The sequence below is a fragment of the Actinomycetospora soli genome (assembly GCF_021026295.1).
Lineage (GTDB): Bacteria > Actinomycetota > Actinomycetes > Mycobacteriales > Pseudonocardiaceae > Actinomycetospora > Actinomycetospora soli.
Window position 1 is genome coordinate 97395 of the sequence record NZ_JAJNDA010000003.1, and the last position, 20619, is coordinate 118013.

Annotated in this window: 19 protein-coding genes; 13 read left to right on the forward strand and 6 right to left on the reverse strand. The window is 71.9% G+C overall.

What is annotated here, in order from left to right; all coding sequences use genetic code 11:
* Positions 1–2 precede the first annotated feature (2 nt).
* Both LN037_RS05395 and LN037_RS05400 read right to left on the reverse strand, forming a co-directional pair.
* Positions 3–2111 (reverse strand): hydantoinase/oxoprolinase family protein, encoded by a 2109-nt coding sequence (locus LN037_RS05395; protein ID WP_230750575.1) that lies wholly within the window; start codon positions 2109–2111, stop codon positions 3–5.
* 85 nt (positions 2112–2196) lie between these two features.
* Positions 2197–3147: a helix-turn-helix domain-containing protein gene (locus LN037_RS05400; protein WP_230750577.1), complete on the reverse strand. Its 951-nt coding sequence runs from the start codon at positions 3145–3147 to the stop codon at positions 2197–2199.
* A gap of 150 nt (positions 3148–3297) precedes the next feature.
* On the opposite strand from LN037_RS05400, the gene LN037_RS05405 reads away from it, so the two are divergent.
* From LN037_RS05405 to LN037_RS05455, 11 genes are all read left to right on the forward strand, one after another.
* Positions 3298–4155 (forward strand): alpha/beta hydrolase, encoded by an 858-nt coding sequence (locus LN037_RS05405; protein WP_230750579.1) that lies wholly within the window; start codon positions 3298–3300, stop codon positions 4153–4155.
* Between the two features lie 76 nt (positions 4156–4231).
* Positions 4232–4630 (forward strand): hypothetical protein, encoded by a 399-nt coding sequence (locus LN037_RS05410; RefSeq protein ID WP_230750581.1) that lies wholly within the window; start codon positions 4232–4234, stop codon positions 4628–4630.
* Positions 4631–4702: 72 nt separating this feature from the next.
* Complete coding sequence (locus LN037_RS33395; protein ID WP_230750583.1) at positions 4703–5233, forward strand: MarR family winged helix-turn-helix transcriptional regulator; 531 nt, start codon at positions 4703–4705, stop codon at positions 5231–5233.
* Positions 5234–5392: 159 nt separating this feature from the next.
* Positions 5393–6661, forward strand: coding sequence for an FAD-dependent monooxygenase (locus LN037_RS05420; RefSeq protein WP_230750585.1), 1269 nt, complete (start codon positions 5393–5395; stop codon positions 6659–6661).
* A gap of 50 nt (positions 6662–6711) precedes the next feature.
* Complete coding sequence (locus tag LN037_RS05425) at positions 6712–8112, forward strand: MFS transporter (RefSeq protein WP_230750586.1); 1401 nt, start codon at positions 6712–6714, stop codon at positions 8110–8112.
* Between the two features lie 88 nt (positions 8113–8200).
* A complete protein-coding gene (locus LN037_RS05430; protein WP_230750588.1) occupies positions 8201–9076 on the forward strand; it encodes an FAD binding domain-containing protein in 876 nt (291 codons plus the stop codon).
* On the forward strand, positions 9073–11469 hold the full coding sequence (locus LN037_RS05435; RefSeq protein ID WP_230750590.1) for a xanthine dehydrogenase family protein molybdopterin-binding subunit: 2397 nt from the start codon (positions 9073–9075) through the stop codon (positions 11467–11469). The genes LN037_RS05430 and LN037_RS05435 overlap by 4 nt, the downstream gene beginning before the upstream one ends.
* Positions 11466–11951: a (2Fe-2S)-binding protein gene (locus tag LN037_RS05440; protein WP_230750592.1), complete on the forward strand. Its 486-nt coding sequence runs from the start codon at positions 11466–11468 to the stop codon at positions 11949–11951. Before LN037_RS05435 ends, LN037_RS05440 begins: the two co-directional genes overlap by 4 nt.
* Positions 11948–12604: an SRPBCC family protein gene (locus LN037_RS05445; RefSeq protein WP_230750594.1), complete on the forward strand. Its 657-nt coding sequence runs from the start codon at positions 11948–11950 to the stop codon at positions 12602–12604. Before LN037_RS05440 ends, LN037_RS05445 begins: the two co-directional genes overlap by 4 nt.
* Positions 12594–13262 carry an isochorismatase family protein gene (locus LN037_RS05450; protein WP_230750595.1) on the forward strand — a complete coding sequence of 223 codons (669 nt, stop codon included), beginning with the start codon at positions 12594–12596 and terminating at the stop codon, positions 13260–13262. Before LN037_RS05445 ends, LN037_RS05450 begins: the two co-directional genes overlap by 11 nt.
* Positions 13259–14107, forward strand: a complete 849-nt coding sequence (locus LN037_RS05455) for an alpha/beta fold hydrolase (protein ID WP_230750597.1) — start codon at positions 13259–13261, stop codon at positions 14105–14107. Before LN037_RS05450 ends, LN037_RS05455 begins: the two co-directional genes overlap by 4 nt.
* Before the next feature lies 1 nt (position 14108).
* Here LN037_RS05455 and LN037_RS05460 read toward each other — a convergent pair whose 3' ends face one another.
* The 3 genes from LN037_RS05460 to LN037_RS05470 all read right to left on the reverse strand — a co-directional run bounded on the left by LN037_RS05460 (position 14109) and on the right by LN037_RS05470 (position 16714).
* Complete coding sequence (locus tag LN037_RS05460) at positions 14109–14891, reverse strand: maleate cis-trans isomerase family protein (protein ID WP_305058214.1); 783 nt, start codon at positions 14889–14891, stop codon at positions 14109–14111.
* Positions 14888–15919 carry a 2,5-dihydroxypyridine 5,6-dioxygenase NicX family protein gene (locus tag LN037_RS05465; protein WP_230750599.1) on the reverse strand — a complete coding sequence of 344 codons (1032 nt, stop codon included), beginning with the start codon at positions 15917–15919 and terminating at the stop codon, positions 14888–14890. Before LN037_RS05465 ends, LN037_RS05460 begins: the two co-directional genes overlap by 4 nt.
* 90 nt (positions 15920–16009) lie before the next feature.
* Positions 16010–16714 (reverse strand): hypothetical protein, encoded by a 705-nt coding sequence (locus LN037_RS05470; protein WP_230750601.1) that lies wholly within the window; start codon positions 16712–16714, stop codon positions 16010–16012.
* A gap of 217 nt (positions 16715–16931) precedes the next feature.
* Between LN037_RS05470 and LN037_RS05475 the strand changes: the two genes are divergently transcribed.
* Both LN037_RS05475 and LN037_RS05480 read left to right on the forward strand, forming a co-directional pair.
* The gene (locus LN037_RS05475; RefSeq protein WP_230750603.1) at positions 16932–17750 is read left to right on the forward strand and encodes a hypothetical protein; all 819 of its coding nucleotides are present in this window, start codon (positions 16932–16934) and stop codon (positions 17748–17750) included.
* Between the two features lie 67 nt (positions 17751–17817).
* Positions 17818–20133, forward strand: coding sequence for a GmrSD restriction endonuclease domain-containing protein (locus tag LN037_RS05480; protein ID WP_230750605.1), 2316 nt, complete (start codon positions 17818–17820; stop codon positions 20131–20133).
* On the opposite strand, the gene LN037_RS05485 is transcribed toward LN037_RS05480, so the two are convergent.
* A complete protein-coding gene (locus tag LN037_RS05485) occupies positions 20115–20570 on the reverse strand; it encodes a hypothetical protein (protein ID WP_230750607.1) in 456 nt (151 codons plus the stop codon). The genes LN037_RS05480 and LN037_RS05485 overlap by 19 nt on opposite strands.
* Positions 20571–20619: the final 49 nt, after the last annotated feature.

Consider the following 20619-nt stretch of genomic DNA (forward strand, 5'->3'; position numbering starts at 1 on the left):
AATCAGGCTCCGGTCTTCTCGGTGCGACGGATGTGGAGGTTGCCGAGCTCGTCGACGGTGCCGGTGCGGCCCTCGGGGACGACCACGGTCGTCGTCGGGACCTCGATGACGGCGGGGCCGGTGATGACGTGGCCGGCGCGCAGTGCGGGGTAGTCGTAGATCGGGGTGTCGACGAAGCCCTGGCCGATCTCGAGGTAGACGGGCCTCGTTCCCGACGACGGGGCCGGTCCGTCTGCTCGGTCGAGCGGCGGGAGCTCCGGGCTGAACGGGAGGACGCCGCGGCCGCGTACGCGGTAGGTGATGGCCTGGATGCCGGCGGCGGAGAAGCCGGTGCCCTTGCCGTAGAGGTCGGCGTACTTCTGCTCGAACCGGTTCGCCGCGTCCTGCATCGCACCGGTGTCGACGGGCCCGTCGGCGACCGGGACCGTGACCTCGGCCAGCTGCATGGCATAGCGCATGTCGATCTCGCGGACGATCTCGACACGGTCGAACTTCAGGCCCTGCCGGTCGAGGCCCTGGCGGACCTGGTCCTCGAGGAGCGCGAAGTTCTTCTCGGCGCGGACGGCGTCGACGGGGAGCTGGGCCGGGTCGGAGAGCTCCTGGGCGAGCGCGATGTCGGACGCGGCGAGGCCGTAGGCGGAGAACGCGGAGGCGACCGGGCCGAGCGGGACGACGACCTCGTTCACGCCGAGGTGCGTCGCGTACTTCGCGCAGAACGCGGGCCCGGAGCCGCCGAAGGCGTAGAGGACGAAGTCGCGCGGGTCGTGCCCGGCCTCGACGACGCTCTTGCGCAGCAGGTCGCCGGTCTGGGCGTTCTGCGCCGCGTGGATAGCGGCCGCGGCGTCCTCGACGGACAACCCGAGCGGATCGGCGACCTTGGCCTTGATGGCCTCCCGCGCCTTCTCCAGGTTCAGCGCCTTGCGACCGCCGAGCAGACCCGTCGTCGGGAGGATGCCGAGGACGAGGTTGGCGTCGGTGTTGGTGGGCTCGGTGCCGCCCTGGTCGTAGCAGGCGGGGCCGGGGACGGCCTGCGCGCTGTGGGGCCCGATGCGGAGGTTGCCGCCGGCGTCGACCCACGCGATCGCGCCGCCGCCCGAGCCGATGGCGTGGACCTTGAGCGTGGGGACGTTGATCGGGTGGTGGTTGATGACGGTGGTGGTGTCGCGCTCGGGCTCGCCGTCGACGATGAGCCCGACGAGGAACGTGGTGCCGCCGACGTCGGTGGAGATGATGTTCCGGTGGCCGAGGCGCTGGCCCAACTGCACGGAGCCGATGACGCCACCCGTGAGGACGGAGCCGACCGTGCTGATCGCCTGCTGCGGGGCCTCGCTCGCGGCGACCGCTCCCCCGTTGGACTGCATGACGAGCAGCGGCCCGCCGAGGCCCTTCTGCTTGAGGCTCGACTCGAGGGTGGCGAGGTAGTCCCGCAGACCGGGCCCGACCTGCGTCGACATGATCGTCGTGGAGTTGCGGGCGAACTCGCGGATGCGGGGGCTGACCTCGCTGGAGAGCGCGACGTAGATGTCGGGGTCGATCTCGGCGACGATCTCGCGGATGCGGCGCTCGTGGGTCGGGTTGCGGAAGGCCCAGAGCAGGGAGACCGCGATGGCCTGGACGCCGTCGGCCCGGAGCTCGGCGACCTGGGTGCGGACCTCGTCCTCGTCGAGGGCGACGATGACGTTGCCGTCGCGGTCGATGCGCTCGGTGACCTCGAGGGCGTGCCGCTTGGGCAGCAGGTAGTGGTCCTTGTCCTGCGCGAGGACGTGCTGCAGCTCGTGCGGCGAGCGACCGAGGTAGCGGCCCTCGACGTTCATGATGAAGATCGAGTCGCGGTGGCCCTTGGTGGTCAGGAACCCGACCTCGGGGACCTTGCGCTGCACCAGGGCGTTCAGGCTCGAGGTGGTGCCGTGGGCGATGTGGTGGGTCTCGGCCAGCATCTCCTCCAGCGACCGCCCGAGCTGCTCGGCCAGCAGCTCCAGGACGTCGAGCACGCCCCGGGAGTAGTCCGGAGGCGTCGACGGGGCCTTCGCGGCGATGACCGAGCCGGAGTCGTCATCCAGCACCGCGTCGGTGAAGGTCCCGCCCACGTCCACGCCGATCACGTAGGCCATGCGCCTGCTCCTCGTTGAAACTCGCTCGTGACCCGCGCCACGACTTTGACGGTCGTGTCGACTATCTGACAAGAGCGAAGGTTCGTCAAGGGCGAGGGGTGGCCGACTCCCGTCGCTCCGTGGGCGTCATGCCGAACGCGTCCTTGAACCGTCGGGAGAAGTGCGCCGGGTCGCGGAAGCCCCACTCCGCGGCGACGGCGGCGATCGTCTTGTGCCTCGCGGCGGGGTGGCCGAGCTCGTCGTGGGCGGCCTCGAGGCGCCGCGTGATGATGAACTGCTCCAGGCTGGTGCCCGAGCGCGCGAAGAGCGCGAACACCTGTCGTCGGGACATGGAGTGGACCGCCGCGATCCGGTCCGAGCCGAGGCCGGGATCGCGGAGGTGCTGGCGGACGTACTCCTGGATGCGCGCCAGGAGCGTCTCGTGGCGGACGGCGCGGGCGTTCGTGTCGTCGCCGGGAGACGAGGCGATGAGCGCCCGGACGAGGTCGATGCTCGCCGCTCCCACCGTGGCGGCCTGGGGGCTCGCGGCGACGCGGTCGGCGACCTGGAACAGGTCGACGACGTGGCGCGCGACGAGGGCGGCGAGCGGCCCGTCCTGGAGCCGCGGGGCGGCCGACCGCAGGGTCTCCGGCGGGAGTCCGAGCACGTCGAGGGGGATCTGGAGCGCCCGGGACGCCCCGGTGGTCGCCCAGGAGAAGGCGAAGGGCGCGGTGAGGTCCACGAGCATCAGTTCGCCGGCGGCGACGTGCCGTCGATGCCCGAACTGCTCGTGTCGCGCCGTGCTCCGTTCCTGCACGGCGAGCGCGACGATCGGCGCGCCGTCGCTGCGGGCCCGGCGCGCGTCGCGGGACATGGCCATGCCGGACGAGGCGCTGCGGAACAGGTGCAGGCGGCCGAGCTGCCAGAGCTCCATCCGGGCGTGGAGGTCGTCGTGCGGCGCGAGCCGGACGGTGGCGGCACTGGCCTCGGCCATCAGCGTCGTCACGCGCTCGGCGCGGTCCTCGACCGGGATGTCCCGGGAGTCGAGCAGGAGCATGGCGTCACTCCTCCGGCCAGCTGCTGCTCACCGAGCGTAGAGCGATGCCTGGCCGGACGGAACGTCGCTCGCCGCAGAATCCGCACTCGGAGGCAAGAAGCCGACATCGAGGGTCAAGAGCGGGGCACTCTGACTACTTATCGTCACGCCATGACCGCTGCGCCCGACACCATCGTCCTCGTCCACGGCTTCTGGGTGACCCCGCGCTCCTGGGAGAACTGGATCGCCCGCTACGAGAGCCGGGGGTACCGGGTGATCGCGCCCGCCTACCCCGGCTTCGAGGTGGAGGTCGAGGCGCTGAACGCCGACCCCTCCCCCGTCGAGGCGATCTCGGCGGCCTCGATCGTCGAGCGGCTCGAGGAGGTCGTCCGGGGGCTGCCGACGCCGCCGATCATCATCGGCCACTCCGCGGGCGGGGCGTTCACGCAGATCCTGCTCGACCACGGGCTCGGCGCGGTCGGCGTCGCCCTGAACTCGGCACCGACCGAGGGCGTGCCGGTCGTGCCGCTCTCGCAGGTCAAGGCCACGTTCCCGGTGCTGAGGAACCCGGCCAACCGGCACCGCGCGATCCGCTACGACTTCGAGCACTGGAACTACGCCTTCACCAACACCTTCCCCGAGGACGAGGCCCGCGCGCTGTACGAGCGGTACGCCGTGCCGGTGTCGGGCAGCATCATTTTCGAGAGCGCGCTGGCCAACTTGACGCCCGGCCACCAGGGCACCTGGGTCGACTACCACAACGAGAACCGCGCGCCGCTGCTGTTCGTCGCCGGCAGCCGCGACAACATCATGCCGCCCAAGGTCCAGTGGTCGAACGCCGCGCACTACAAGGCCACGTCGACGATCACCGACGTCGTCGAGTTCGGCGGTATGCCCCACCTGCTGCCCGCGGCCCCGGGGTGGGAGGAGATCGCGGACCACGTCCTCGCCTGGGCCGTCCGCCACGCGACCGCTCCGCCGACCGTCGTCACCGAGCCCCCGGCGCCCGTGGAGGCGATCACCGTGTGACGGTTGGGGCTCGTGTGTCGACGCTCCGTGCAGCATCATCGACGCGTTCCCGTCGGGAGGCTGACCGGAGGCGCGGGTGCACGTCGAACTGCTGGCTCACCGGGTGGTCGAGCTCGTCGAGGGTGCGACCCTCCCCCACCTCGACCACCGGTCGGTCGTGGCCGCCCTCGCGGCGGTGCTGCTGGGCGCCGGGCTGGTGATCGTGCGCGACTACGCGCTGGACGGCGGCGACCGGCTCCCCCTCCTCGTCGCCGAGCCCTTCCCCCGCGTCGAGGCGTCGCTCGGGGTGGTGCCGGCGCCGTCGGGTGTCGACGATGCCCTCACCGCGCGACTCCTGCGCTACGCCCAGCACCCGGCCGTGGACGGGCTCGTCGTCGTGAATGCCTCCCCGGACCTGATCCCCCGACCTCGGACGCTCGGCGGCGTGCCGGTGCACGCAGCCGTCGCCGGGGCACGTGCCGGCAGTGACCGCTGAGCGGTCCCGCTCGTTCCGAACACGTACGATTCGGGGCCGAGGGGTCATGGCGCGAGGGACGGGGTGAGCGTGGTGGCGTCGAGGACCGGTCCGGTCGCAGGCGACCAGGCGCACGACGAGCACCGCGCGAGCACGCGGCGCCGTGCCCGGGTCGAGCCGCCGCCCGACATCGTGGCCGCTCCCGGCTTCGGCGCCCGCCGCCTCTACCAGGCCTACCTCGCGGCGTGGAACCGCCACGTCGACGCCGTGATCACCGGGCCGCAGTTCGCCGTGCTCTCCGCGGTGCGGGCCTACCCGGACGCCGACCAGACGGCGCTGGCCGGCGCGGCGGCCCTGGACACGTCCACGATGGCCGACGTCTGCCGCCGGCTCGAACGCCGCGGGCTCATCTCCCGGGCGCCGGCACCCCACGACGCCCGCGCCAAGGTCCTCGTCCTCACCGACGAGGGCAACGAGGCCCTGGCCGAGACCTTCCGCCGGACCCGAGCCCTCGACGAGGCCCTGCTCGCCGACTGCCCCGCCGAGCAGCGACCGCATCTCGCCGCCCTGCTCAACGACCTCGGCCAGCAGTGGGAGCAGGTCGCGGAGCGCGACGCGCTGTAGAACGCGCGGCAGGCCCACCGGCGTGACCCGGTCGGGCTAGACGGGCGCCTGCACTCTGTTACATCCGTGTCTCGGGACACAGGAGGATATTGCGTATTCGGATAGTACGTGCTCGGATTTACCCGGTCGGAGGCAACACCACACCGGGAGGGCGGCCAGATGGCGAGCCAGTCGTTCGAGGTCACCATCGTCGGAGGAGGTCTGGGCGGCCTCTGCGCGGCGCTGTCGCTGCGCCAGCGCGGCATGCGCGTCACCGTCGTCGAGGCGGCGCCCGAGCTCGGCGAGATCGGCGCCGGCATCCAGACCGCGCCGAACGCCAGCCGCATCCTCATCGGGCTCGGGCTCCGCGCCCAGCTCGAGGCGATCCGCACCCAGCCCGAGGACCAGGTCCGCCGCCGCTGGGCCGACGGCAGCATCATCGCCCAGCTCCCCCTGGGGCAGCGGGTCATCGACCAGTACGGCGCCCCGTACTGGCACTATCACCGCGCCGACCTGCACCGGGTCCTGCTGGACGCCTGCACCGACCCCGAGGGGCCCGGCCCGGTCGTCGCGCTCCACACGGGCGCGAAGGTCGTCGAACTCGACCGCACCGACTCGACGCGGCCCGTCGCGGTCGCCGAGGACGGCCGCCGCTTCGCCGGCGACGTGCTGGTCGGCGCCGACGGGATCCGCTCCGCGGTCCGCGACCTCGCGGGCTTCGACGACTCGCTCGTCTTCTCCGGCGAGATGGCCTACCGCGCGCTGATCCCCGGCGAACTGGTCGCCGCGGACCCGGCGACCCGCTTCCTCATGGACCGCTACCACTCGACGATCTGGTACGGCCCGGACAAGCACCTCGTGCACTACGTCATCCGTGGCGGGCAGTACCTCAACGTCGTCGCGATCGTGCCGTGCACCGACACCATCGCCGCCGACTGGAGCGGACCCGCCACGCCCGAGCAGCTCGCCGCGGACTTCGCGGACTGGGACGACCGGGTCCCGACGGTGCTCTCGAAGGCGAAGCCCGAGGACGTCTCCCTGTGGGCGATGTACCGGCGCCGACGCGACCCGGTATGGGTCGACGGCCGGGTCGCGCTGCTCGGCGACGCCTGCCACGCGATGCTCCCCTACCAGGCCCAGGGCGCCTCCCAGTCGATGGAGGACGCCGCCGTGCTCGCCGAGGAACTCGGCCGGGTGACCCGCGACGACATCGACGGCGCGCTCGTGCGCTACGTCGACCGCCGCGCCAAGCACGCCGGCATGGTCCAGGACGCCTCGCTGCAGAACATGGCGTTCTACCACCTGCCCGACGGCCCCGAGCAGCGCGAGCGCGACGAGAAGCTGCGTCGTTTCGACGGCGAGTCCGACGTCTCCTACGACTGGCTGTGGAACGGCAGCCCGTTGCGGGACCACGACACCGAGTCCATCCACTACCAGTTCGCCCGCTGATGCGCGGACCGAGCGATCCCCCCACACCACCCGCGACGGGAGCGAACTCCATGCGCACCGGAGACCAGATCGTCCAGGACCTCCCCTGGCGCTGGGGCGTCCAAGGGAAGATCTTCCTCATCGGCGGCCTCGGCTACATGTTCGACGCGTGGGACGTCGCCCTCAACGGGTTCCTCACCCCGCTGATCGGCACCGAGTTCGGGCTCTCCCCGGCCCAGCGCGGACTCGTCGCCACCGCCAACCTCATCGGCATGGCGGTCGGCGCCGTCGCCTGGGGCACGGTGGCCGACCGCATCGGGCGGAAGAAGGCCTTCAGCATCACCCTGCTGATCTTCGCGCTGTTCTCGGTGGTGGGCGCCCTCTCGCCGAACATCGAGATCTTCCTGCTGCTGCGTTTCCTCGCCGGCGTCGGCCTCGGTGGCTGCATCCCGGTCGACTACGCGATCGTCAGCGAGTTCTCGCCGAAGAAGCACCGCGGCCGCGTGCTCGCCGCGATGGACGGGTGGTGGCCGATCGGCGCCACGCTCGCCGGCGTGTCGGCGACGCTGCTCGTCCCCGTCGACGGCAACTGGCGCTGGATGCTCGTCCTGATGATCCTGCCGGCGCTCTTGCTGTTCTGGGTCCGCCGCGGGGTGCCGGAGTCGCCGCTCTACCTCTCCCGCATGGGTCGCGAGGCCGAGGCCCGCCTGGTCATCGACGACATGGTGACCCGGACCGGCGCCACCCCCGAGCCCTACGTCATCCCGGCCCCCGTCGCCGAGGACAAGCGCGGTGGCGCCGCGGCCGCCGCCGTCGACCAGCTGCGCCGCGTCTGGGCGTTCAACCCGACGATCACCGGCGTCGCCTGGTCGCTGTTCATCGCCGTCATGCTCGTCTACTACGCCGCGCTGAGCTGGATGCCCTCGATCCTGCGGGCGCAGGGCTTCGGCGAGATCGCCGCGTTCGCCTCGACCACGCTGATGAACGCGCTCGGCATCGTCGGTGTCGCCATCTCGGTGCTCGTGGTCGACCGATACGGCCGCAAGCGCGTCATCGCGATCGCCGGCCCGCTGGCCTCCGCGACCCTGGTGGCGTTCTCGCTCCTGCTGGGCACGCCGACCCTCGCGGTCGTCGCCATCGGGGCCTTCGGCATGTTCGCGCTGATCGTCATCCCGGTCATGTACGCCTACGTCTCGGAGCTCTACCCCACCGAGCTGCGCGCCTCGGGCTTCGGCTGGGCGTCGTCGTCGAGCCGCGCGATCACCGGTTTCGCCCCGCTGCTGTTCGGCAGCGTGCTCTGGCCGGTGCTGGGTCTGCCGCTGACGTTCACCCTGCTCGGCGTGCTCGTCGTCGGGGCCGTGATCTTCATGTGGATGGGCGCGCCGGAGACGGCGGGCCGCGAGCTCGACCGGATCACCACGGACGTGCCGGACGAGGCGGCCGTGACCGATTCGGAGCGCACGCGCGCCTGACCAGCCCGTTCCGGACGAGGGCACCCGCGGTCGACCGCGGGTGCCCTTCGCCGACTCCCACGACGCACCAGGACAGGAGGCCCGCGACGTGAAGCCCGCCGCGTTCACCTACCACCGCGCGCACGACGTCGCCGACGCCGTCGGCCTGCTCTCCGACCTCGCCGCGGCGGGCGGCGACCCCAAGGTCATCGCGGGCGGACAGAGCCTCATGCCGATGATGACCTTCCGCCTCGCCCGCCCCTCCGCGCTCGTCGACCTCGGCCCGCTGCGCCGGATGCCGTCGATGACGACGATCCGCGCCGAGGGCGACCACCTCACCCTCGGTGCCCTCGTCACCCACCACGCCGTCGAGACCGCTGCGCTGCCCGACGGTTTCGCCGTCCTCGCCCGCGCCATGCGCTGGGTCGGGCACCTGCCCATCCGCAGCCGCGGGACGGTGGCCGGGAGCCTCGTGCACGGCGACGCGACCGCCGAGTGGTGCCTGCTCGCGCTGCTGCTCGACGCCGTCGTCGTCGCCGAGGGCCCGTCCGGGCGCCGCGAGATCCCCGCCGGCGAGCTCTTCCACGGCTTCTACGCCACGGCCGTCGATCACGACGAGGTCGTGGTCGAGGTCCGCTTCACCCGTCCCGCCCCGCACGCCGCGCTGACCGAGTTCGCCCGTCGCCACGGCGACTTCGCGATCGTCGACGCCGCGGTCGCCCTCGACCTCGACGGCGGGTCCGTGACCGGCGGGCGGGTCGTCCTGGGCGGCGTCGCACCCGCTCCCGTGCGGGTGCCCGAGGCGGAGGCGGTGCTCGCTTCCGGTGGCGTGGCCGGCGACGCGCTCTGGGCCGCCGTCGCCGATGCTGCGGCTGCTGCGGTCGACCCTCCGGACGACGCCGCCACCACCGCCGCGTACCGACGACGGCTGACGCGCACGTTGGTCGCGGACGCGTGCCGCGACGCAGCGGGGGGCCTCCGATGACCGCCACCGACGTGCCCGGGCTCGAGGTCCGCACCGCCGAGCCACGGTTCGAGGGACGACGGGGCCGCTGGGTCGGCGCCTCGATCCCGCGCCACGAGGACCCCCGCCTGCTCACCGGGCGCGGCCGCTTCGTCGACGACATCGCCCTGACCGGGATGCTGCACGCGGGCTTCGTCCGCGCGACCGTCGCGCACGCGCGCGTGACGGGGATCGACCTGTCCGCCACCCGCGCGGTCGCGGGCGTCGTCGCCGCCTACGACGCCGCGGACCTGGCGCTCGGCGACATCGTCGCCCTGCTCGACCGGCCCGCCGAGGAGTTCACGCCGACGGCGATGCCGATCCTCGCCAAGGACAAGGTCCGGTTCGTCGGCGAGCCGCTGGCGATCGTCATCGCGCGCGACCCCTACGCCGTCGAGGACGGCATCGAGGCCGCCGTGGTCGAGCACGAGGTCCTCGACGCGATCGTCGACGAGGCGACCGCGCTGCGCGCGAGCACCCGGGTCCACGACGAGGCGCCGGACAACGTCCTGCTCGACGTGTCGATGTTCGACACCCCGGGCGTCGACGAGGCCTTCTCCCATGCTCACGTGACCGTCGAGGTGACCACGCGCAGCGGCCGGCAGAACGCGCTCCCGCTCGAGACGCGGGGCGTCGTCGCGTCGTGGGACGCGCGCGACGACCAGCTGCTCGTCCAGACGTGCACCCAGGTCCCCCACCAGGTCCGCACGCTCGTCGCGCGCTGCCTCGACGTCCCCGAGCGCACCGTCCGCGTCACCGTGCCGGACATGGGCGGCGGCTTCGGCCAGAAGTGCGTGGTGGGCCGCGAGGAGGTCGCCGTGGCGGCCGTCGCGCGGCGGCTGCACCGTCCCGTGAAGTGGATCGAGGACCGTCGCGAGGCGCTGACCGCGGGGTTCCTGGCCCGCGAGCAGACCTACCGCACGCGTGCCGCCTTCGACGCCGACGGGCACATCACCGCGCTCGACGTCGACGTCGTCTGCGACATGGGCGCCTACTCCTGCTACCCCTTCACCGCGGGCATCGAGCCGCTGATGGCGTCCGCGGAGATGCCGAGCGTCTACCGCGTCCCCGCCTACCGCGTGCGCGGCCGGGCGCTGACCAGCAACAAGGCACCGACCGCTCCGTACCGCGGGGTGAGCCGCCCGCAGTACGTGATGGCGATCGAGCGGGTCATGGAGAAGGCCGCACGGGCGCTGGACCTCGACCCGGTCGAGGTGCGCCGACGCAACGTCATCACCGAGTTCCCGTACACCGGCGTCAACGCCGTCACGTACGACCCGGGCACCTACCGCGAGTCCCTCGACCTCGCGGAGGCGACGATCCGGGAGGAGGGCTGGTACGACGTCCGCGCGTCCGACGACCGCGCGATCGGCATCGGCTTCTGCTGCTTCTCCGAGCGCACCGGCTACGGGTCCGAGGCGTTCGCGAAGCGGAAGATGACCGTCGTCCCCGGGTTCGACCTCTCCGAGATCCGGATGGACACCACCGGCGCGGTCGTCGTCACCAGCGGCACGATGAACCACGGCCAGTCCCACGAGACGACGTTCGCGCAGATCGTGGCCGACCGCCTGAGCATCGACGTCGACCGGGTCAAGCTGCGCCAGGGCGACACCGAGCGGATCGCCTACGGCTGGGGGACGTTCGCATCCCGGTCGGTCACGATCGGCGGCTCGGCGGTCGCGCTGGCCTCGGAGCGGCTCGGCGAGCTGCTCTGCCGGGTCGCCGCACACCTGCTCGAGACCCGGCCGGAGAACGTCGCCATGGATGGCGACGGCGGGGTGGTCCAGCTCGACGACCCGACGCGGCGCCTGACCTACGAGGAGATCGCCGACGTCGCCTACCTGCGGAGCCACCTGCTGCCCAAGGACGTCGAACCGGCCCTCACCGCAACGGCGAGCTTCGACGTCCCCGGCGACGGGACGTTCTCGAACGCCACGCACGCCGTGGTCGTCGAGGCGGACCGGGGCACCGGGGCGATCCGCATCCTGCGCTACGTCTGCGTCGAGGACTGCGGGGTGGTGATCCACCCGCAGGTCGTCGACGGGCAGTGCCGCGGCGGGATCGCGCAGGGCATCGCCGGGGCCCTGTTCGAGGAGGTCACCTACGACGAGCACGGCGAGCCGTCGGCGGCGTCGTTCATCGACTACCTCGTGCCCACCGTGACCGAGATCCCCGACGTGTCGATCTCGCACCTCGAGACGCCGTGCGCGTTCACCGAGAACGGGGCGAAGGGCGCCGGTGAGGGCGGCACGATCGGTGCCCCCGCCGCGGTGCTCAACGCCGTCAACGACGCGCTGCGCCACACCGGCGTCGAGCTCGACGTCACCCCGATCCATCCCCGGACCGTGCTGAGTGCTCTGGAGGGCGGGCTGTGAACGATCCGCATCTGCTGTCGCTGACGGTGAACGGCACCGAGGAGGAGGTCCTCGTCGAGCCGCGCCGGACGCTCGCCGACGTCCTGCGCCACGACCTGCGCCTGACCGGCACCCACGTCGGCTGCGAGCACGGGGTGTGCGGGGCGTGCACGGTGCTCGTCGACGACGCCCCGGTGCGCGCCTGCCTGATGTTCGCCGTGCAGGCCGAGGGCGCCGACGTGCGCACGGTGGAGTCGCTGGACGACGGGGTCCGGCTCTCGGACCTGCAGCAGTCGTTCTCCGAGCACCACGCCCTGCAGTGCGGGTTCTGCACGCCCGGGTTCCTCATGCTGGCCGAGGGGGTGCTCGCCGAGTCGCCCGATGCCGAGCGCGAGGAGATCCGCGAGGCGCTCTCGGCGAACCTGTGCCGCTGCACCGGCTACCAGACCATCGTCGACGCGGTGCACGCGACGGCGACGTCCCGACGGGAGACCACCGCGTGATCCTGGACAACCACCTCGCCGTGCCGGCCCCGCCGGACGACGTCTTCGCCCTGCTCAACGACGTCGAGCGGGTCGCGGGCTGCCTGCCCGGCGCCACGCTCGAGGGCCGCGACGGCGAGGCCTACCGCGGGCGCGTGAAGGTCAAGGTCGGCCCGATCAGCGCCGCCTACGCGGGGACGCTGCGGTTCACCGAGGTCGTGCCCGACCGGCGCACGCTGCGCCTGTCGGCGCGGGCCAGCGACGCGCACGGCGCGGGCGACGCGGAGGCCGACGTCGTGCTCTCGGTGGCCGAGGCCGACGGCGGCTCGACCCTCGACCTGCACACCGACCTGCTGATCCGGGGCAAGATCGCGCAGTTCGGGAAGGGCGCGATCACGACGGTCTCGAGCCGCCTGCTCGACCAGTTCGCCCGCAACCTCGCCGGTGAGCTGGCCGACGGCGTCGCGGCCACCCCGGAGCGTGCAACACCGCAGCCCGCCGCCTCGTCGTCGTCGGGCGAGTCCCTCGACGGGCTCGCCATGCTGCTGCCGCCGAACGCCGGGCGATGGGCCGCGCTCGCCGGCGCCGCCGTGGTCGGCGTCGTCCAGGGCTACCTGCTCGGGCGACTGCGCGGCCAGCGGATGCTCATCGAGGAGCTGCGCCGTGACCGCTGAGCCCCTGCACGGCGAGGAGACCGACGCCGTCTACGACCGCGCCGGGTTCGGCGCCCCGGTCCCCCGCGGTCCCCGGCCCGCGCTGGTCGTCGTCGACCTCACGCGCGGCTTCACCGAGCCCGCGTTCCCGTCGGGATCGGACCTGACCGCCCAGGTCGCGGCGACGTCGCGGCTGGTCGCCGCCGCCCGCGCGGGCGGGGTCCCGGTCGTCTGGACCGTCATCAGCTTCTCCCCCGCCGAGGCCGACGGCGACGCGGTCGCCTGGCTGCGCAAGGCGCCGGGGATGCGCGCGTTGCGCGACGGCAGCGCGGCGGTCGACCTCGACCCGCGCCTCGACGCCCGGCCGACCGACCCCGTCGTCGTCAAGAAGGGGGCCTCGGCGTTCCACGGCTCGTCGCTGGCGACGCTACTGACGAGCCTGCGCGTCGACACCGCCGTCGTCTGCGGCGCGACGACGTCCGGCTGCGTGCGCGCGACCGCCGTCGACGCCGTGCAGTCCGGGTTCGACACGCTCGTCGTCGCCGAGGCCTGCGGCGACCGCGCGCGGGGACCGCACGACGCCGCCCTGTTCGACCTGCAGGCGAAGTACGCCGACGTCGTCACCCTCGACGACGCCGTGACCTATCTCGACGACCCCTTCCGGAAGGCCGACCGGTGACCGAACCCACCTCGCAGCGCGTCCTGACCCAGCCCGCGCTGGCCGACCTCGCCGACACCGCGGCCGTGAGCCGCTGGGTCCGGTCCGGGGACGTGCGCCTGCACGTGCTCGATCACGGTCCCGACGACGGGGTCCCGCTGGTGATCGTCCCGGGCATCACGAGCCCGGCGATCGCGATGGACTTCGTCGCCCGCGAACTCACCGACCTGGTGCGTCCGCTGGTGCTCGACGTCCGCGGCCGCGGGCTCTCCGACTCCGGCGACGCCTACGACCTCGACACCTACGCGGCGGACGTCGCCGCCGTGATCGACGGGCTCGGCCTCGAGCGCCCGCTCGTGCTCGGTCACTCGATGGGCGCCCGGATCGCCGCCATGGCCGCCACCCGTCTGGCCCTGCGCGGGTCGGTGCTCGTCGACCCGCCGATGAGCGGGCCGGGCCGCGGCCCCTACCCGACGACGCTCGAGGCGTTCCTGGGCCAGCTCGACCAGGCCCGCCGCGGCACCGACGCCGACGAGGTCGCGCGGTCGTGGCCGCGGTGGCCCCGCCGCGAGCAGGAGCTGCGGGCCCGGTGGATGAGCTCGATCTCGCGCGACGCCGTCATCGCGACGCACGCGGGCTTCGAGTCCGAGGACTTCTTCGCCACCTGGCCCGCGGTGCCCGCCCCGACCGTGCTGATCCACGGCGGTGACAGCCCGGTGGTGACCGCCGCCGGCGCGAAGGAGGCGGCGGAGACCAATCCGCAGGCGTCCGTCGTCGAGGTCCCGGGCACGGGGCACATGGTGTTCTGGGACGACCCCGCGGCCGCGCTCGCCGCGACGCGCGGGGCCCTGCAGTCCCTGCTCTGACCTACGCGGCGCGGGCGACGTCTCCGGGGTCGGCGACGGCCCCGGAGAGCAGCGCGCCGGCGCCCGGCACCCGGGTCTCGAGGCCCAGCGAGGACAGGATCCGGAACGTCGTCGCGGTGGCCGCCGAGAGGACCGGGATGCCGACCTCGTCCTGCACGGCCTCGATGGCCGGCAGGGACGGCATCTGCACGCAGGCCGAGAGCACGAGGGCGTCGGCACCGGTGAGGTCGAGCTTCTTGTAGTGCTCCCGCAGGTCGGCGGGGTCGAGCCGGGCGACCGCGAGGTTGTCGGGGACCTCGAGCGACAGGGAGTCGACGACGTCGATCCCGGCGTCGACGATGTAGTCGGCGACGGCCTGCGTCAGCGGCTTCATGTACGGCGTCACGATCGCCACCCGCTTCGCCCCGAGCGCGGCGATCCCGGACAGCAGCGCCCCCGCGGACGAGACGACCGGCGCCTGCGAACCCTCCGCGCGCAGGGCGGCGGTGATGTCGTCCTCGGCGGTGCAGTGGTAGCCCGGTCCCTGCGCCATGATCGCCACGAGGCAGGCGGTGGCGACGACGTCGGGGCGCGCGTCGGCGAGCTCGGTCGCCGCTCGGGTCGCCTGTGCGTTCATGGCCACGAGCTGCTCGGGCGTCACGTGCTGCATGCGCGCGCGGGCGGCGTGGAAGACGAACCTGTCGTCGGGAAGCACCTGCTCCCGTGCGGCCAGCATGCGCGGGAGCTCGGTCTCCATCGTGAGGTTGGAGCTCGGGACGATCATCCCGACGTGATGGTCGGTCATCGCGTCGCCACCGGCTTCATCTCGGGGATGGTCAGCTCCCCCTGGTCGACGACGAGCTCGTCGTCCAGGTAGAGCGAGTTGCCGCGCATCGGGATGTCGAAGTGGCACGGCGTGTCGTTGGGGCCACCGAGCTCGTTGTTCGGGCCGATCGAGAACATGACGTTGCCGTAGAAGCTGCGCAGCTCCATGCCCATCCCGCCGGGGAACTGGGTGAGCCCGTGCCAGTGGGCGCGCTCGTCGAGGCCCCAGCCGACGTGGCTCATGCCGTAGCCGCGGGGGTCGTCGAAGCTCCGGATGTAGCTCGACAGCAGTTCGGCGTCGAGGCCCCCACGGATGTCGCGGATGAACCCCTGCTCGATCGTCAGGGTCACCGGCGTCTGCACGTAAGTGTTGAACGGCAGCAGCACGTCGCCCGGGGAGAGCACGATCTGCCCGTCGACGCCGTCGTCGGCGCCGCCGGTGAAGACGAACGCGGCCGGCCAGTGGTCCCAGCGGCCGGGGGTGTCGGTGTAGCCGTACTCGCTCATCGTCGGATAGACACCGAGGCGGTAGGTGACGTCGGTGCCCGCGGGGCTGGTGATGCGCATCGACTGCGCCTTCGCCAGCAGGTCGGCGCCGTACTCGACCCGTTCACGCAGCTCGGTGGTCGGCATCAGGCGCGCGAGCAGCTCGGGCGGCTCGACGGCGGTGAGGATGCGCGTGCCGGCGTCCTGGATCGCGAACTGCTCCGGGGAGAAGAGCAGGAACGTGCAGTCGACGAGCATGTCGACCGACTTCAGGGCCTCGACCGCCAGCGGGATGTTCCCCAGTCCCGAGTCGCCCACCGCCCAGGCTCCGGACGCGCTCGCCGGGGGCGGGAGGCGCAGGTGGAAGGTCGCCGCCCCGAGCTGCTGCGCAGCCCACAGGAACGCATCGGCGTACTCCCCGCGCTCGGCGCCGCGGGTCAGCACCGCCACCGTCTCGCCCTCGTGCACCCCGGAGAGCCGCAGCTGCTGCAGGCAGATGTCGTTGAACAGGTTCTGGTCCATGGGTCGACCACCTCCTGCCTCAATCCGAGCACGTACTATCCGAGCACGCAAGGTCTGCAACGGAATCGTCATCGCCGAATCGGACCCTGCCTACGTGCTCCCGCCGCGACGTGACTCCACCCAGTTCTGGTGGTGCTGCTCCCACGCCGGCGCACGCTGCCCGGGGTGCTTCAGCGGCAGCCACCGCGCCGCTCGGCCTCGCGCGCGGACGCGACGTTCGAGTCCGTAGCTCATGTCCCGACGCAGGACGGGGCGCGCAGCGCCGGTCACCGCTGCCAGAACGTCCGCGGCAGGCTGGCCCAACGTCACGACGAGGTCGGCTCCCGACTCCTCGAGTTGGGCCACGATGTCGCCGGCGTCCTCGGCGATCGCCATCCGCACCAATGCGCTGTCACTGGGCCGCTCCGGCAGCGCCGCAGGCGGTAGACCCCTGGCCGCCGCGAACGGCGTGTAGGCGCGCTCCATAGCGGCACCTTGCGACCCTGTTCCGTGCTTGACCAGGTAACGGCGATAGCAGTCCGTGAAGTACGCCTGCTCCGGCGGGATGCCGAGCGGGTCCAGGACGTCGCGCTGGACACCGCGCCCCGAGGTCCCGTTGCCCGACGAGGTGGCGGAGCCCCACGAGCGCTGCCAGCCGACCTGCTCCTTCCACCACTCGACACGATCTGCGGCGTCGGCCCCGTCCCAGAACACCTCAGGCTCGTCGTCGACGGCGAGAGACTGGACGTGCACCTTCCCGTCGGGACGGGCCCAGCGGACGTGGAGCGCGCTCGGATAGACGCCGAGGACGAACACTCGCGCTGAGCCTGCCGCAGCCGGACGCGGTGGGCGGACGGTCGCGGGCCGGCCGAATGGGAAGACTTCGGTCACCCGCCTGATTCTGGAGCCTCGTCCGGCGCGACCCATCAGCCGCCCTCCGACGGCGATGCCATCAGGTCCACGCTGTCTAGGGTGGATGCATTGGGATCTTCGATCGACGCAGCGGCTCTGTCCGGAAAGCACCCTCCCGTCGATGCTGTCCGTCTCAGGGGCCCTCACGGAGCCTGCCAATCGGTTCGGCATGATCGAGCACGCCACTGAACGAGGGGGACGCACAGTGACGGACGACGATGTACGCGACGACTCAACTCCGGACGACGAGTCAACTCCGGACGACGAGCAGCAGAACGGACGAGCGCTCCGGCTGCTCGACCGCGCGATCGATCTCCAGCAACCGCTCGTAGCAGCTCACGTCCGCAAGCTCAGGGAGCGCCACCCCGACGAGTCCACACGTGAGATCTGCAAGAGACTCGAGCGCCAGTACCTCGCGGCAGTCACGGGGTCGGGCGCGGCTGTGGGCGCCGCGGCCGCGGCGCCCGGCGTGGGAACCGCTGCGTCCCTCGCCATGAGCGCGGGCGAGACCGTCACTTCACTCGAGGCGGCAGCGCTCTTCGCGCTGTCCTACGCGGAGGTACACGGCGTCCAGATCGTCGACATCGAACGGCGGCGAACCCTGCTCCTCTCTCTACTTCTCGGCGACGGCGGCTCGACGTTCGTCTCGAAGGCGGCAGGGCGGACCGGCAAGCACTGGGGTCGGCTCCTGGTCGACGCGATCCCCATGACGAAGATCAACCAGGTCAACCGCGTGCTTGGCGGACGATTCATCACGAAGTACGGCCAGAAGCAGGGGATCCTCGTGCTCGGTCGGACCGCGCCCTTCGGCATCGGCGCGGGCATCGGCGCGGCCGGGAACGCCGCCGTCGGGTGGACGGTGGTCAAGGGGGTGCGGCGAGCGTTCGGTGACGTTCCCGAAGGCCCGGAGCACCCGAAGAGCCGTCACTCGAAGGAGTGACCCCGCGACGGACCGCCGGGGGGTGATCGGGCAGCATCGCGAGCGAGATCCACCGAGGGGGTACGGCGTGACGAAGCTGTCGACGGTGCTGGACCAGGTCGACGCCGGGGTGATGCTCCTGCCGGAGTTCCAGCGCGGGTACGTCTGGAACCGGGACCAGGTGCGCGGATTGATGAAGTCGGTGTACCGGGAGTTCCCGGTAGGCGCGCTGCTCGTGTGGGAGACCGAGGTCAGCGCCGATCAGACCCGCGGGGGCGGAGTGTTGGCGCAGGCCGGCGGACAGCGCCACCTACTGCTCGATGGCCAGCAGCGTGTGACGACGCTGTACGGCGTCATCCGCGGCCGCGCGCCCGGCTTCTTCGACGGTGATGCGAGCGCCTTCACCGGTCTGTACTTCAACGTGGAGACCGAGGACTTCGCCTTCTACGCGCCGATGAAGATGAAGAACGACGCCCGCTGGCTCGACGTCACGAATCTTTTCTTGGAGGGCACGGCGCCAGCCATCGGCCGCCTCATGGGCGTGACCACCGACCCGCAGCAACTGTCGGACTATATGGCGCGAGTCGCCCGGCTGCACAACGTCCTGAACCGCGACTTCCACATCGAGCAGATCACCGGTCCGGACAAGACGATCGACGTGGTCGTCGACATCTTCAACCGCGTCAACTCGGGCGGGACGAAGCTCTCGAAGGGCGACCTCGCGCTCGCCCGTATCTGCTCGGAATGGGACCAGGCCCGGCCCTGGATGCGGCACTACCTCGACGAGTGGCGCAAGCGCGACTACGTCTTCAACCTCGATTGGCTCTTGCGAACGGTAACAGCGGTCGCAGTTGGTCGCTCGCAGTTCTCCAACCTTGAAGACGTCTCGGCCGAGCAGTTCGAACACGCCCTCAAGGGCACCCGCGAGCACGTCGACCACCTGCTGGGCGTCGCGGTCGAACGCCTCGGCATCGACCACGACCGCGTGCTCTTCGGCCGCTACGCCTTCCCGGTTCTCGCCCGGGTCCTGAGTCGGCGCGACGACGGACGCTTCCTGGACGGCGTCGAGGCGAACAAGGCGATGGCGTGGTACGTGCAGGCCGCGATCCGTGGGCGGTTCACCGGCCCGACGGAGACGAACCTGAACAAGGATCTCCAGATCGCGGACCGGGAGGGCGTCGACGGCCTCCTCGACTCCTTGCGCAAGCTCCACAAGGGATCGCTCGCCGTGCGCGCCGAGGACTTCGAAGGCGTCGGACGCGGCGCACGGTCCTATCCCCTGCTCTACCTCCTGACGCGCAGTGTCTCCGGCCTCGACCTGGTCGACGGGGCGCCGTTCGCAGGTCGGACGACGTCCCTCCACGTCCAAGAGATCTTCCCGCGCGCCGAGCTGCGGAAGGCCCGCTACAGCACCGGTGAGATCAACGCGATCGCCAACTTCGCGTTCGTCACGCAGGACTCCGGACGTCGGCTCGGGACCCGCCTCCCCGAGGACCACCTTCCGGAGTGTTCGATCGAGGGCCTGCGGGCCCAATGGATCCCGGAGGACCGCACCCTGTGGCGGGTCGACCGCTACCGCGAGTTCCTGGCCGCCCGACGTCAGCTCCTCGCCGAAGCAGCCGACGGATTCCTCGGTGAGCTCGCGGCCGGCACGGCGGCCTGGCCCTCACCTCCCCTGTACGTGTTGGGCCCCGTCGAAGAGGACGAGAAAGGCCCGCGGGCGTCGCAGATCAGGGCGCTCCTCGCCGAGTTCGCCGAGCTCGGGTTCGCGACGCCGGCCGTCGACTGCGAGATCCCCGACCCGGACACTGGACGCACCCTGGCCGTCGCGGAGGCCTTCTGGGCGGACGGGTTGCAGGCGGGACTCGGTAACCCCGTCGTGCTCGAGTTGGACCCTGAGGAGGCCGATCTCGCCCGGCTCTCCGAGCTCGGCTGCGAGGTCTTCACCTCGGTCGACGCGCTGCTCGCGCACGCCCGACGGCGTGGCGAGGTGGCCGGGGGCGACCGCACCGACGAGGGGACGGTGCACGCGAGCACGGAGTCCGAGACCGCGGTCGAGGCGGCCCACGATCAAGAGCCGGAGCCCGAAGCGGAGCCGCCGGTCGAGGGCGAGTTCGGGCGCGCTGTGCAGGCCGTGATCGACCGGTGCACGAAGGAGCTGAGGTACAACCCCCGCTACTTCCGGGTGATGATCTCCCAGCACGGAGCGCTCGGGGCCACTCAGCGGCTGCTCTCGGCACCGGCCGTCAGCGACGGGTTCGTGAAGCTCTGGGAACACCAGCGCCTCGACCTCACCGCGGAGGCTCTCGTGCTCGACCCCCGGTTCGCAGCCCTCTTCACGGATTCGGAGCGGAAGGTGGCACGGGCCCGGCTGGACGATTTCGGCTACTCGGGCGCTGCGTAACCCCTGCGGACGAGGGCGAGGATCAGCTCACGCACAGCGGCGTCGTTCAACACGCGGTGTCCGGTGTCGAGCGCGCTGCGCCGTTCGGCGAACTGCGTGACGAGGTCGGCGATCGCGCGCTGCGGGACAGGCAACCCACGAGTCACGCCCGCCGTGAATCGAGCTGCCCTCGCCCGCATCCGTTGAGCTTCGAGACTAAGCGGAGTCGGCGATATTGAGGCTCTGACGACCGAACTCGCAGGCGTTGGCCAACTCCGCTGGAGCTCGCGACGAGCCTCGTCGAGCTCGCGCCGCTTCCACACCGGCATCGTCGTCGTGCTGCGCGGGATGGCGGCGATCTCGTCGCACACCGCACTCACCTCATCGGCGGCGGGCCGTCGACCGGCGTCAATCTCGCGCAGCAGCGTGTCGACGCGGCGCTCCAACGTGAGGGTCACATGGGAGGTATCGGAGCCACCGACGACGCCGTATCCGCGGACCATTGAC